This is a genomic window from Solibacillus sp. FSL R7-0668 (assembly GCF_038006205.1).
In the GTDB taxonomy this organism is placed as follows: Bacteria; Bacillota; Bacilli; order Bacillales_A; family Planococcaceae; genus Solibacillus.
Genome location: NZ_JBBOUU010000001.1, coordinates 2557324 through 2571316 on the forward strand (window position 1 = coordinate 2557324; position 13993 = coordinate 2571316).

Genomic DNA, 13993 nt, shown 5'->3' on the forward strand with positions numbered 1-13993 from the left:
CCTTTCTACACATGGTTTTTCGGATCCGCTGCATCTGCAAACGCATTTCCGATAATATAAAAGGCAATCGTAATGACACTTAGCACAATACTTGGGAAAATTAATTGATAACGTAAATCCGGTGACATCATCAGCACGCGACCTTCGTTAATTAAGTTTCCTAAAGATGGCTCACTTACTGGTAAACCTAAACCAATATACGTTAAAAATACTTCCGCACCAATAGCAGCAGGAACCGCCAAGCTCATACGCAGCATAATGACTGAAATTAAATACGGCAATAAGTTTTTCAAAATAATTTTATAGCCGGGTGTTCCTAATGTTTTGGATGCTAAATTATACTCACGGTCACGTAAAATAACAATTTGATTCCTTAAGAAACGCGCCATCTCCACCCAGCCGGTAATACACATAGCGATAATAATTGTTGAAATGCCTGGACGTAAAATATACGCCATTAAAATTAAGACAATCGTCGTCGGAATATTATCTACAATGTTATACAGTTGCGTAATCGGCATTTCTAATTTTCGTGAATAGCCCCACAACGCACCGACCGTAAAGCCAATAATCACTTCAATAATGGCAACAGCAAAGCCGATAAATAAGGATGTCCGTGTACCTTGCCAAATACGCGACCATAAATCCTGACCAATCGAGTTTGTTCCGAAAATATATTCTTCATTCGGGGCAACATTTCGATCCTGCATCCCCGTCTCCGCATTAAGATAAATTTGGGTAGGCGATTTTTGATCTGGTAAATAGGGTTGTATAAAGGTAAACGCAATTAATAACACCACAAAGAATAATAAAAATACGGCAATTTTATTTTTTGTAAAGGAACGGAATGTCGAACGCCAATACGAGTAATTCGAATAAGCGGTTTCTTCTGCTTTTGCATCATCAACACCGGCAAATTCAAATAAATGCTCGTTCGATTTATCCGAAATATTTTGAATTTCTTTCGTAAATAAGCCCATTAGCGCACACTGTCTCCCTTCCCTAGCTTAATTCGAGGATCAACAATGGCCATCAGTAAGTCCCCTAAAATAAGCCCTATAATCCCTAACGAAGAAAACACAAGAACTAATCCTTGCACGACGTTATTATCTTGTCGCTGAATCGCATCTACTAACAAGCCACCCATGCCAGGAATTGAGAATAATGATTCAATATAAATCGAACCTGTAATTGTAAATAAAATCGTAGCTGGTAAATATTGCGCCATCGGAATAAAAGCATTTCGCATCACATGTCGGAACATGATTGTACGCTCCTTTACCCCTTTAGCACGTGCCAATTTAATGTAATCCTTGTTCAACTCATCGACCATATAACGACGCATCCACATTGCATAGGACGCAATCGGACCAAGCGCTAGACAAATTAACGGTAAGATGAAGCTCTTCGTATTGTATTCATCAAATAGCATCGGTAATCCGAGCCAATCTGAAATATACATCTGGATCATTAAGAAATAAACCATTGCCGGCACCGCTACAATAATGACGATGTAGCCTGTTCCAAGTCGATCTAGCCAGCGCCCTTTAAATTGCGCCATTAATATCCCTAGTGGTACACCTACTAAAAGTGAAAGCGCCACCGCCCCTAAACCAAATAAAATAGAATACATCATTTTATCTGCAATAATATCTACAACTGGAACATCTGTACGATATGTAATCGACTTTCCTAAATCCCCTTGGAATAAATTCACATAAAAGTTTTTCAACTGTACAAGGAGTGGATCACGTAAGCCCAAATTCGTTAAATATACCTCTTGTTGTTCCGGCGACATTTTTTCTGCTGCTGCCCCTAAATAGCCTTCATCTGGCATTAGACGTAGTAGGGAAAAAACAATCGTAATAATAATAAATAGCGTGAAAATCGATTGCACAATACGTTTGGTAAGATACTTTAACATGCGATTCCCTCCTTACATTTAAAATACGAAAGGAGATGCAGAAAAAAATTCTGTCATCTCCTGACGTTACTACATGTTAAAAGCGCATTAAGAAATTACTTTGAAGCGTTCGCTAAAGCTTCTGCACGTTCTTTTTCCCATGCCTCTTTAGCTGATTTATACTCTTCATTGCTCATTGGCTTTTCTAGGATAGACTGACCTTTAAATTTCTCAGATGTGACACCAAATGGCGAATATTGTGATTCGAATGGGTTTAATTTCGAAGCGACATAGCCGCCACCGCCAACAGCGTAAGGAATGACGAATGCTTCTTCAATTAAGAATGCCTCTGCTTTTGCAAATAGTTCATAGCGTTTTGCTGGATCCACTTCTGCTTTTGCAGCTTCTACTAACTTATCGTATTCACCGTTATATCCTTCTGCTAACTCAGGCTTGTTATAAGTACCACCTGTCGTGAATGGATCTGTATACGTTGATGGGTCAGCAAAGTCAGGACCCCAGTTTGCTTCGATCATCGCGAATTTACCTGGACGACGAACTTCCCCTAAGAAGCCTGTCGCTGGACCAGCAAATAATTCTACATCGATGTAATCTGCACCTAATAAGTTTTCAAGCTGTTGCTCTACGACTTGTGAGCGATTTGCCCATTCAGGTGAACCCGAGTTATAAGGTAATACTAATTTCACTGGGAATGTTGCTTTTCCTGCTAAAGCAGTCATTGCCGCTTCTTTATGCTGGATAGCTAAATCTTTATTAAATGAATCCGTTTCTGTAATTGCTTTTAATGGCTCTAAAACTGTGTAATCTACACCGGCAACGTCCACGAAGTTTTTCGGTGTAATCGTGTTTGATACTAAATCTTGCGGGTTGTATGGCTCAATTGTTAACAGCGCCGATACTCGGTCTAATGCATGGTACAGTGATTTACGGAAATCTTTGTTGTTCACTGCGACTTTCCAGTTTTCTGGCTGACTCTCTGCATCAAATTGTGGATCAAAGTTTAATGCATAGAAATATGTGTAGAAGTTATTTGTATTTTGACGTACTAACTCTTTTTTGTCCTCCGCATTTAACCATTCATCTAAAATAGATGTTGGAATGCTTGCGCCGTCAATTTCGCCACGTAAAAATAACTCAGGTGCTACTGTTGCTGCCTCTTTGTTATATTTATAGCGAATACGGTCGATTTTTACATTGTCTTTATCCCAGTACGTATCATTTTTCACAAGCACACGCTCATTTTGAGGCTCAAATTTGTCTAAAATATACGCTCCGTTGTATAAGAAATTATCCGCAGTTGTACCGAAAGCCTCGCCCTTTTCTGCTAAGAACGCTCCGTTAACCGGGAAGAAACATACGTAGTTCAGCATTGATAAGAAATAAGGTGTAGAGCCTTCTAATGTGTACTCTAGTGTATAGTCATCTACTGCCTTTACCCCAACTTGCGAGAAGTCTGTTACTTCTTCGTTGTAGAAAGCGTCACCATTTTTTACAACAGTAGCAATCCATGCTGTTGAAGATTCATTTTTCGCATCAAGCACGTAGTTTAATCCGTCTACGAAGTCTTGTGCTACAACATCAGCCACTTCTTTTCCTTGATTGTCTACCCATTTCACGCCTTCACGTAATTTGAATGTCCAAACCGATGCATCTGCATTTGCCTCCCAGCTTTCTGCTAAACCTGGTTGTACAACACCATATTGATCATATTCAATTAATCCGTCTACTAAGTTTGCCGCTACTGCGAACTCATTTGTTTCTGAAGTTTTTAAGTAATTTAATGTTTTAATTTCACCAGAATACACTGTGCGGTACTCTTGTGGTTTGCCTGAATCGCCATCCTTGCCTGAATCAGCTGAATCATCGCTACAAGCAGCTAAAACGAATGCAAACATACATGCTAAAGCTAATAAATATTTTTTCATGTACTTTTCCCCCATCATTTTCTTTTTCTTGGCTTCTAGGAGCCTATAGTAAAAATCCTAAACCGGCGCGTTCAACCATTTGAATTGTTTCCCCCTCAAAAATAGGTCCACCGTTTATCGGATCTTTAACACAAAGACTAGGTCCATCTAAATCGACCATTGTAACGATTTTGTTTGCTGCCGCAAAATGTGCTGCCGCGCTCACGCTAATTTTCGTTTCGAGCATACAGCCAATCATACATTCCACTCCGCTAGCCTGTGCGATATTCGCAATTTGCTGCGCCTTTGAAATGCCCCCTGTTTTCATCAGCTTAATATTTATTAAATCCGCCGCACGCTTTTCGATGACCTCGATGGCCTGCTTCGGTGAAAACACACTTTCATCTGCCAATATTGGCGTTTGTGTGTGATTGGTCACATACTGCATCCCAACCACATCACTATAATGGACAGGCTGTTCAACTAATTCCATTTGCACCCCTGCATCTTCTAATTGACCAATTATGGATACAGCCTGTTTCGGTGTCCAGCCTTGATTTGCATCAATTCGTAGCCCAATTTGAGGACCTACTGCTTCGTGAATTTTTAAAATGCGGTTCACATCCCCAGTCGGATCCTTTCCTACTTTAACCTTCAAAATAGAAAAGCCGCGTTTCACTGCCGCTAAGCTATCTTGCACCATTTCCGGATGCTCATTGACACTAATCGTAATGTCTGTAGTCAATGATTTCCGATAGCCCCCGAGCAATTCGTAAAGAGGCGCATTATATTTCTTCGCCCACAAATCATAAAGTGCGATTTCAACAGCGGCCTTTGCACTTGTATTTTGGTATAAGCAGCTGTCTACAAGCTCACATAAAGCCGCAATTTCTGCCAAATCCATTCCTTTAAGGAGTGGTGCAATGACTTGTTCAATTGCATACTGAATCGATCCAAGTGTTTCACCGGTGATGACATGCGTTGGTGCAGCTTCACCAATGCCTATTTGGCCATCATCCGTGTGAATGGTCACCATCACATTTTGTATACTATGCACCGTGCGTAAAGCCGTCTTAAATGGCGTAATAAGGGGCGCTTCTACTAAACTTACTTTGACATCTGTAATTTTCATGCTGTCACCTGCTTTATGTTAAAAATTGTAGTATCCGTAGCACTTCGAAAAAATCATCCGTTTCAAACACTACGGTATTATGCGCCTTAAATGTGGCACCCGGATAAAATGAATTACGATACGCCTTAATATGATCTTTATAAATAATTTCTACGTGAAAATGCTCTGGCAATTCAAGTTGTAGCTGTTCACGCTCTATTTTCATTGCTTGCTCGATTAATGCCTTCGTTTCTTTCAAGGTCTTTTGAGGACTGACATTAATTGTCGCATGCCCAACGCCCTCTTTCGTCGCAAACGTCACGATTTTTTCATTGAAGCGTGCAATATGTTCTGTCAGTGCTTGATCCCCACTAACAAAAGCTACAGGCACTTTATGAAGCGCTGCCGCATAAGCATTAATAATAAATTCACTTGCATAGTCTCCATTAATTTTCACATCAGCTAATAAACTTAATGTATGAGCAAGCGGATTTTTTGCACTGCCTCCTTCACTGTGATACCCAATAAAAATCGCTCGGTCAAAGCTGTCATCAAGTCCCGCGACCATACACATCGGTTCTTGTGTCCAACCGCGAATGATTTTCACATTTTCCGGCAATTGTTCTATTAAAATATTTCGCGCTGAATCATGCGCATCCTTTAATAGAATTTCTGTAGCGCCACCTGCAATCGCACCTTCAATTGCAGCAAGCACCTCTTTTGTCATTTGCTTTTGAAATTGAAGATAGTCTGGTGAATTTAATTCGGTTTCACTCCAAACCGTCGTTCCTGTAATCCCTTCGATGTCTGCGCTAATATATACTTTCATTTATATCGATACTCCTTTAGCTCATGGTTTTCGATTGTGGCAATGATTGGTCCATAAATGGCATGAGGCGCTTTTGATTTTCTTGCCCATGTGACATTTCCAAAATCAAAATGCCACCATTCTTCCTCATAATTGTGAAAGCCCGCATCCGTCATACTATGAAATAGCAGCCTACGATTTTTTAAAGCATCTGTATTTTCAGTTAAATGACTCTCGAAATAGGCCGTTGCCGATTTAGCACATGTTTCATCGAATGCCGTTCCTAAATCAAGTGGATTCCCTTCAGCGTCACCCAATGTAACATCAATCGCTCCACCCGTTAAATGGGGAGCGGGATATTGAAAATCCACACTTGGAAATGCGACATATTTCAATGTTTCCGCTTCAATTTGCTGTTCATTCCAGCTCGGATTGCTCAAAGTTATTTCACGCTTAAATTGCTCATACAACGCTTGCTGCACTTGTAGCGGTCTAAAGCCGTCATACACAATAAGGCTATAGGCGTTTGGCAAATATTGAAGTGCCTGCAATAATCGATTGGCTGCCTGCTCACGTAAATAGATGACTTGTAAACTATCAGTAATGCGCTGTTGATAATAGCTAGGTTTGATAAAAAGTCGTTTATTGATTGGCTCCAGCTTGATTAAAGACTCTTGATTATCCAAAATAGGTGGTCGCTCGCCTGTACCAATTATTATTTGAATTGGCTGTAAGTATTTTTCTAAAATTGTTTTGCACCCCACCATATGTAAATTAAATTATCAACAGAAAAATGATAACATTTAGATTTTTCAGTTTATTTATCTAAAATACCATAATTATTTCGAATGCGGAAGTTATTTATTGAAAATTCATTACTATTATTGTATTTATTTGGTTTATAACCATAAGTTAGGGTTTTCTTGCAGATTGATTAAAACGTGATTTCAAATTAGAAAACAATGGATGGTTTTGGGAAATCGCACGGATAAAAGCTAATATCGCACGGAAATTTAAAAAATCGCACGTATCTGCGTAAAATCGCACATAAACTCGAAAAATTCGCACACAAAAAAATTTCGCGAGCACTGCCACCCAAAGAGCCTTGCAATCGCCTATCTTAAGCCATTTACTAACGTTTTCCTCAAAGCAGCTATCCTCACCTTAAAAATCGAATGGATACCTTTTCACGCAGTGCCCTTGTCTGCCAATTGTTGTTTCTGCTTGTGTAAGTGAATTTAAAATGGCCTCTTCTGTTGCCTCTGCAGCCGCTGTAAATAATAAATTCATCATCGGCTGATCATCTCGTAATTGGACACGTGTCTCGAGCATTGCTTCACTTTGATGCGGTATTTGATGGGCTGTTGAAAAGCCAATGACAATATCGCCACTACCATTGGAAAAATGACTACCCGTACGTCCTAGCCCAATACCGCAGCGCTTGATTACACGCTTTAATTGGCGATTGCTTAATGGGGCATCTGTCGCCAATACAATGATAATGGAGCCATCTGTTGGCGCAATTGTAGAATTTTGTGCCTCTGTGTTTACGTGGTAGCGTTCCTTCATAAATTCCTCCGTCGTCCCAAAATTACTTAAGACAAGGCAACCTACTGTATAGCGTAAGTTTTCAGCTTCAACTATTCGTGAAGCACTGCCAATCCCCCCTTTATATCCAAAACAAATCATTCCCTTTCCCGCTCCGACCGCGCCCTCTGTTACAAGTTCTGTCGTCGCATTTTCAATTGCTCCAATAGCATGTGCTGGTGTTACAGAGCAATGACGAATCGAATTTAAATGGCTATCATTGCATTCTCCGACCACGATATTAACCGTCCCTGTCGTCAAACCAATTTCCTCATTTTGTGCTAATACATACTGTAGGGTACCTTGCGTAACAGCAGGCACACTAAATGTATTTGTCAGCATAATAGGTGATTCTAAAACCCCTAGCTCATCAACCTGTACAAGCCCCGTTGTTTTGCCAAAACCATTCAGCACATAGCTCGCAGCGGTCACCTTTTCGCGGAAAAGATTCCCTCCATGCGGTAAAATCGCCGTCACACCTGTACAAGCAACATCACCTTTTTCGTTTAGCGGATAATCCAATGTTACATGCCCTACTTTGACACCCGCTACATCCGTAATACAATTTTTTTCACCTGAAGTTAACTTGCCTATCTTTACACCTAATTGTTGAATTTTCATGTCGTTCTCCTTTTCATATGTAAATTCTATCCAACTCTATCATAATCAACATGTTTTGATTTGAATAGCAACAAAAAAGGAATTTGCCTTTACGAACAAAGACAAATTCCTTTACGTATCTTGAAATGGTGTTTGATTCCAAAGCAACATCATCATTGACTAGATTTCTAATATCCCTCTCGACCAACGATCTACAAAGCTTTCGAACGTAATGCCGTATTTATTGTACACTTCATGATAAACAAAATAAATACCGAGCTTATCTAATACTTCATCATTAATTCTCATCGTACCAGCTCCTTTATTCTTCATTACGACGATGATGATTGAGCCCATTTCATTGCGATACAGTAATACTTTAATCATACCCAATGATTTAATTTAATATTCAATCCATGCAATCAAGAGTAAAATATTATTCCTTTCTTTATCCCCTTTCATCTCGTTACAAATTTTTCACATTCTCATCAGAAATCAACCACTTATTGGGATTGCATTTTAGTATGATAAAACTGTGGATAAAGTTTGATGGAGGGAATGGGATGAGAAAGTTTTTAGCATTGCTGCTAGCAGTTACCCTTTTAACAGGCTGCAGTGATACGATGAAGGATATTAAAGATGCGGCGGCAGGTATTAACTCCAAGGCAACTGAAGCTGCTACTGCGATTTCGATTGATGTCCATTCAATTCGAGCGATTGAATTAGCATTTGACAACAAGCAAGTGGCAATTAACGACTTATTTAAAACTATATTACGTGATGTGCAATGGCATTATGACGAGTCAGCGAACATATTAAAAATTTCAGGTACATGGAAGAACAATCAGCTTTTTTCTGAACAGTATTTTACCGAACAGCAAAAGCAGCAGATAATAGAAAATGGCAAAGTAACCATTCAGTTACATTTCGTCGACAATCAATTATTAGAGTCCAAAACAGCCGCACAGCTAACCTTACATAACGAGTTGCTTGTCGATTTGCAAGGCGAGCAACTATTACAGCATTTTTACGACGTTTTTAAAAATTAACGCAAAACATGAATCCTACAAATTATTATATGCAAAGAAGCGTCCTGTGAATCGGACGCTCTTTTAATACAAAGGTATTATTAAGCGAAACTTATAACCTCTCATCTCGGTATACAGCATTTTCTTATAAGGACTTTGTATCAATAGCAGTCCATAATAAGCACTTCTACCTGTTAATAATGAATTTTTTTCATATTCTCATAAATTCTGTTTCCATTCATAGTAATTTTGTTATAATTTAATTAATTCTAACAAATTAATAAAGGGGAAATTTTATGCAGATTAATCAATTACCGCCCCTATCAAAAGATCAATTACTCCATTGGCTCATTGCCTTAAGTAATCAGCTTTCGAAAGGAACACTCATTGTCGATATTCATGATCGAAATTTAATGATTTTACATGCAAATGACCACTTTTTACAATTAACAAATTATGAATTACAGGAGATTTACAATCAAAACGTATCCATTTTTAACGGTAGTCGTACGAATACTGATGCTACAACGGAATTCATCACACATATTCGACTCGGACTGGCAAAAAAAATTACGCTTTTACATTATACAAAAAATGGTGCAGCCTTTTGGAACACGATTACCATTCATCCGATTCGAGATGCAGAGCAAACGATTCAATATGTATTATTAACATGTGAAAATACTACGGAAGCAGAATTAAATAAAATGGTTTACAAATTAGAGCATGAGGTTTACGAAGCAATTGACAATGAACATAATATTCAATCCATCTTGTCCCTCATCGCTCAAAAAATCGAAATGTTTTATATTCATGATGTGTATTGTACCATTCATATTTTCGATCAACATTATGCTTGTAAATCGCTCGGCTCCCACTCACTACCAGTAGAAGTAATTGAAGAACTTGATCTGTTGACTGTAACACCTAATATAAGCCATAGTCCACGCGCCATTTACTTAAAGGATTTTTCAAGTAAACAGATGGCTAGTAAGCACTTCAATTTGAATATGATCAAAGGCTCTTGGACAAAGCCCATTTTAACTTCTCAAAATGAAACGATTGGGATATTAACATTGTTCTTACAGGATGATTTAGAATTAAAGCAACATGATATCAACTATTTAAATCGGCTTGCGCTATTAATTCAGCTCTCCATTAAGTATGCAGAACAAAAAATTGAACTTAGTCACCTAGCTTTTTATGATATCGAAACGAATTTACCGAATTTACAGAACTTTAAAGTAGAGTTAGCAAAGTGGCTTGATGCGGGATTTACAGGCTATATTGCCGCCATTCATCCAACTGAGTTCAATAAAATTGTCGATTTATATGGGCGAAAAGCTGGCGCAGAGTTATTAAGCCAAATAGCGGATCGCCTGCATAGCTACTTACCAAGTGATGAGGAATTAATGGCACGATTTTCGAATTCCATTATTTTAGCAAAAAAGGCGCATCTGGATTCATTCCATTCTCATTTCAAGCACGCTGAGCCTTTAACACAAGTGCCGTTCATCATTAATGGGGAGGAAAACTATATAACGGTGAAAACAGGCTATACAGCATTCACCCCCCAAATGACCGTTGAGCAATGTATTCACCAAACAGACATTGCATTGACGAAGGCAAGAAAGATAAACGGCACAAGCTGTTCCATGTATGAGGAAAATAGTATCAAACAACTAACAGAAGAGATGAATATATTCAATCAATTGACGTTTGGCATTAACAACAAGGAGTTTGAAGTGTATTTACAACCCAAAATCAATTTTGAAACGATTGAGGTTGAGGGATTCGAAGCATTATCGCGCTGGAATTCTAGCAAGCTCGGCTTCATTTCGCCTATTAAATACATCCCAATTGCTGAAGAATCAGGGAAGATTAAGGAAATCGATCTGTTAAATTTAACGACGATTTTACATTGGCTACAGCAACGTATAGATGCAGGCAAAAAAATTGTTCCCATTTCGTTGAATATCTCACCTGACCATTTTTATGAGCCCTATTTTTTAGATAATATTATCGAAATCTTTAATCAGTTCCGTGTTCCAGCAAAGTACATCAAACTCGAAGTAACAGAAAGTATCGAACTTGTCGACTTCGCAAAAGCAAAGGATATTTTGGAAAAATTAAATGACTTTGGTATCGAAAGCTCCATAGATGACTTTGGTGTAGGCTTCTCTTCCTTAAGCTACTTACCAAAGCTACCTTTCTCTGAAATCAAGATTGACCGAAGCTTCGTCAATTCCATGAATGAGCCTGGGATGTATGCCGTCGTCCAAACCATTATTCAATTGGCACATCATATTGATATGCGCCCTATTGCAGAGGGAATCGAAACGGAAGATCAGCTCATGATGTTACAAAAACTAGGCTGTCCGGCTGGTCAAGGCTATTATTTCTATAAGCCTATGACCATACAAGATGCCGAATTATTACTTGACTAATCTCAGAGAGTGCCCAAGAAGTTTTCTAGGGCATTCTCTTTTTTAACTAGCAAAAAAGAAGGAAATATTCATTTTGTACCGAAAGTAATTACATAGGCTCATTTTTTTCATTCGTTCTCCTATGCATTGCCTTGCAACGAATTAAAAATGGATTAACTGAACTCTAGCTATTTTAGATTGGGGGATTTTATAATGAATTGGGATTTACAATATGATGTAGTAGTCGTTGGCTCAGGCGCATCTGGTTTTGCGGCTGCCATTACGGCAAAAAAAGAACAATTAAACACATTATTAATCGAAAAAGAACCCTATTTCGGTGGTGCTTCTGCGCTTTCTGGTGGAGGTGTATGGATTCCGAACAACCGCTATTTAGTGGATGCTGGCGCTGCTGACAGCTACGAAGAGGCAAAAACTTACTTAGATGCTACTGTAGGTAATGCAGTAGCTGAAGATGTGAAAGAGGCTTATTTAAAGCGTGGCATCGAAATGCTCGATTATATGCATGAGCTTAGCCCACATATGCGTTTTTCTTATGCGAAAAATTATTCGGATTACTACCCAACACTTCCAGGTGGCAAAGGGAAAGGACGTTCTATTGAGCCACTATTATTTGATTTAAATGAGCTAGGAGATTGGAAGGATCAGCTTCTTTCACCTACAATCGATACGAAGGGCTTTGTCATGACGGGGCAAGATTTTGTAAAAGTAAATATGATTGCCCGAACAACTGAGGGAAAGGTGCGCTCTTTACGACTTGGCTGGCGCTTAATGCAGCATTTACTGATGAAAAAGAATTTCGCCGCGCTGGGTCAAGCATTGATTGCGCGTTTGGCATTAACCTATAAAGAATTACAGGGCGAACTTTCATTGTCCACTGAATTTGTTGATTTTGTTTACGAGAATGACCGCATCATCGGAATGGAAGTAATGAAAGATGGCGAACGCCTCCTTATTAAAGCAGAACATGGGATCATTTTTGCTTCTGGTGGATTTTCACGCAGTCAAGAATATCGCGAAAAATTTTTACCAGCGCCACAGCATGCGGAATGGACAAGCTCGCCGAAAGGACAAACAGGTGACATTATCGCACCGTTTGAAAAGCTTCACGCAAAATTTGGGCTTATGGACAAGGTTTGGGGAGCACCATCAATCATTGACCATACAGGTAGACCCTTTTTCTTAGTGGCAGACCGTGGCATTCCAAACATGATCATTGTGGACCAGGACGGACAACGCTATATTAACGAGCCAACACCGTATCATGAATTTGTTGACAAAATGTATGAGCATAACGAAAAAACGGGTGGCAAAGCAATTACCTCTTGGATTATTTTAGACGGCCGCGCAAAAAGCCGTTATATATTTGCAGGGTTATTCCCAATGCAGGACTTCCCAAAAGATTATTACAACAATCAAATTGTTTACAAAGCGAATAATATCGCCGATTTAGAGCGTCAATTAGCTATTCCATTTGGTAATTTACAAAAAACAATTGAACGATTTAATAGCTTTGCCCGTAGCGGTGAGGATTTAGATTTCCACCGAGGCGAAACCGAGCATGACCGTTATTATGGCGATCCAACATTAAAAAATCCAAACTTACTCGAAATCAATCGAGCTCCATTTTACGCACTAAGAGTATATCCGGGTGATATTGGTACAAAAGGCGGCGTTGTCATAGACCGCGATGGCCGCGTATTACGTGAAGACGGCACAGCTATTGAAGGCGTCTACGCATGTGGCAACTGCTCAGCATCCGTTATGGGTGCGGCATACCCAGGTCCGGGTGCAACACTTGGCCCTGGCATGACATTTGGTTATTTAGCTGCACTGGACTGTAAAGTGAATAAAGCATTAGCCAAATCAAAATTAGCCTCGGTATAAGTAAAACCAGCTGACGTTTTTTACGTCAGCTGGCTTTTTAATTAGCTTAATGGTGTTGGTAAATCCTCTGCTAAAAAGGCAATTAAATCGCGTAAGTTATCTGAACTCACACCATGCCCTACTGGATAAGTTCTGAATGTGACATTCGTTCCATAATCATTGAAGAAACGTACCGCATGCTCTGCCCATTCAATCGGGAAATCATAATCATATTCACCATGTGAAATGAAGATTTTCGATGCATCCATTGTTTTTTTACTATATTCTAGCGCTGCAAACTCCGGTAAATAGCCACTTAATGCTGCAGTTCCACGTAATTTATTCCCCATCACCATGGCCAGAGATTGCGCCATTGCTGCCCCTTGATTGAAGCCCACTACATAAAGCTGTTGCTGATCTAAATCAAATTCTCTTACTGCCTCAGTAATAAAATTTTCTACACCCTTCAACACTTTATCAAAGATGTGACGCTCTGGTTTCCCCTCTTCTTCAGCAAATGTATAGAAGGCATAGCCTGGGCGATGCTGAATCGGACCTTGCAAACTGAAAATATGGCAGTGCGATGAAAAGGAATCTACTAATTGCAGCAAATCCTTTTCGTCGCTACCTAAACCGTGTAACAGAAAAATAGCAGGTTGCTTTATCCCTTGTACAGCAGGTGTCTTGTGTAAGTAAGTAAATGGTGTATTCATAAAAAAAC

12 protein-coding genes are annotated in these 13993 nt (G+C 39.3%); 3 read left to right on the forward strand and 9 right to left on the reverse strand.

Annotated elements, in window-relative coordinates; translation table 11 throughout:
* Positions 1-5: 5 nt before the first annotated feature.
* The 8 genes from MKX47_RS12825 to MKX47_RS12860 all read right to left on the reverse strand — a co-directional run bounded on the left by MKX47_RS12825 (position 6) and on the right by MKX47_RS12860 (position 8321).
* The gene (locus MKX47_RS12825) at positions 6-980 is read right to left on the reverse strand and encodes an ABC transporter permease (RefSeq protein WP_340774785.1); all 975 of its coding nucleotides are present in this window, start codon (positions 978-980) and stop codon (positions 6-8) included.
* Positions 980-1924 carry an ABC transporter permease gene (locus tag MKX47_RS12830; RefSeq protein WP_340774787.1) on the reverse strand — a complete coding sequence of 315 codons (945 nt, stop codon included), beginning with the start codon at positions 1922-1924 and terminating at the stop codon, positions 980-982. The genes MKX47_RS12825 and MKX47_RS12830 overlap by 1 nt, the downstream gene beginning before the upstream one ends.
* Positions 1925-2019: 95 nt before the next feature.
* Positions 2020-3849 (reverse strand): peptide ABC transporter substrate-binding protein, encoded by a 1830-nt coding sequence (locus MKX47_RS12835; RefSeq protein ID WP_340774791.1) that lies wholly within the window; start codon positions 3847-3849, stop codon positions 2020-2022.
* Between the two features lie 43 nt (positions 3850-3892).
* Complete coding sequence (locus MKX47_RS12840) at positions 3893-4960, reverse strand: dipeptide epimerase (RefSeq protein WP_340774794.1); 1068 nt, start codon at positions 4958-4960, stop codon at positions 3893-3895.
* 13 nt (positions 4961-4973) lie between these two features.
* Complete coding sequence (locus MKX47_RS12845) at positions 4974-5768, reverse strand: M55 family metallopeptidase (RefSeq protein WP_340774796.1); 795 nt, start codon at positions 5766-5768, stop codon at positions 4974-4976.
* A complete protein-coding gene (locus MKX47_RS12850) occupies positions 5765-6514 on the reverse strand; it encodes a M15 family metallopeptidase (RefSeq protein ID WP_340774798.1) in 750 nt (249 codons plus the stop codon). The genes MKX47_RS12845 and MKX47_RS12850 overlap by 4 nt, the downstream gene beginning before the upstream one ends.
* 397 nt (positions 6515-6911) lie before the next feature.
* The gene (locus MKX47_RS12855) at positions 6912-7955 is read right to left on the reverse strand and encodes a DmpA family aminopeptidase (protein WP_340774801.1); all 1044 of its coding nucleotides are present in this window, start codon (positions 7953-7955) and stop codon (positions 6912-6914) included.
* A 159-nt stretch (positions 7956-8114) separates the two neighbouring features.
* Positions 8115-8321 (reverse strand): hypothetical protein, encoded by a 207-nt coding sequence (locus tag MKX47_RS12860; RefSeq protein ID WP_340774804.1) that lies wholly within the window; start codon positions 8319-8321, stop codon positions 8115-8117.
* A gap of 176 nt (positions 8322-8497) precedes the next feature.
* Between MKX47_RS12860 and MKX47_RS12865 the strand changes: the two genes are divergently transcribed.
* From MKX47_RS12865 to MKX47_RS12875, 3 genes are all read left to right on the forward strand, one after another.
* Complete coding sequence (locus MKX47_RS12865) at positions 8498-8983, forward strand: lipoprotein (protein WP_340774806.1); 486 nt, start codon at positions 8498-8500, stop codon at positions 8981-8983.
* 275 nt (positions 8984-9258) lie between these two features.
* Entirely contained in the window at positions 9259-11409 is a 2151-nt protein-coding gene (locus MKX47_RS12870; RefSeq protein WP_340774809.1) for an EAL domain-containing protein, read from the forward strand.
* A 192-nt stretch (positions 11410-11601) separates the two neighbouring features.
* On the forward strand, positions 11602-13293 hold the full coding sequence (locus MKX47_RS12875) for an FAD-dependent oxidoreductase (protein WP_340774811.1): 1692 nt from the start codon (positions 11602-11604) through the stop codon (positions 13291-13293).
* Positions 13294-13334: 41 nt separating this feature from the next.
* On the opposite strand, the gene MKX47_RS12880 is transcribed toward MKX47_RS12875, so the two are convergent.
* A complete protein-coding gene (locus MKX47_RS12880; RefSeq protein ID WP_340774813.1) occupies positions 13335-13985 on the reverse strand; it encodes an alpha/beta hydrolase in 651 nt (216 codons plus the stop codon).
* Positions 13986-13993 lie beyond the last annotated feature (8 nt).

Bases quoted from the DNA above. Each gene is read 5' to 3' on its own strand.
- MKX47_RS12860 (WP_340774804.1), bottom strand. From the start codon at position 8,321: ATGATTAAAGTATTACTGTATCGCAATGAAATGGGCTCAATCATCATC.
- MKX47_RS12850 (WP_340774798.1), bottom strand. From the start codon at position 6,514: ATGGTGGGGTGCAAAACAATTTTAGAAAAATACTTACAGCCAATTCAA.
- MKX47_RS12840 (WP_340774794.1), bottom strand. From the start codon at position 4,960: ATGAAAATTACAGATGTCAAAGTAAGTTTAGTAGAAGCGCCCCTTATT.
- MKX47_RS12870 (WP_340774809.1), top strand. From the start codon at position 9,259: ATGCAGATTAATCAATTACCGCCCCTATCAAAAGATCAATTACTCCAT.
- MKX47_RS12880 (WP_340774813.1), bottom strand. From the start codon at position 13,985: ATGAATACACCATTTACTTACTTACACAAGACACCTGCTGTACAAGGG.
- MKX47_RS12845 (WP_340774796.1), bottom strand. From the start codon at position 5,768: ATGAAAGTATATATTAGCGCAGACATCGAAGGGATTACAGGAACGACG.
- MKX47_RS12875 (WP_340774811.1), top strand. From the start codon at position 11,602: ATGAATTGGGATTTACAATATGATGTAGTAGTCGTTGGCTCAGGCGCA.
- MKX47_RS12835 (WP_340774791.1), bottom strand. From the start codon at position 3,849: ATGAAAAAATATTTATTAGCTTTAGCATGTATGTTTGCATTCGTTTTA.
- MKX47_RS12825 (WP_340774785.1), bottom strand. From the start codon at position 980: ATGGGCTTATTTACGAAAGAAATTCAAAATATTTCGGATAAATCGAAC.
- MKX47_RS12855 (WP_340774801.1), bottom strand. From the start codon at position 7,955: ATGAAAATTCAACAATTAGGTGTAAAGATAGGCAAGTTAACTTCAGGT.
- MKX47_RS12830 (WP_340774787.1), bottom strand. From the start codon at position 1,924: ATGTTAAAGTATCTTACCAAACGTATTGTGCAATCGATTTTCACGCTA.
- MKX47_RS12865 (WP_340774806.1), top strand. From the start codon at position 8,498: ATGAGAAAGTTTTTAGCATTGCTGCTAGCAGTTACCCTTTTAACAGGC.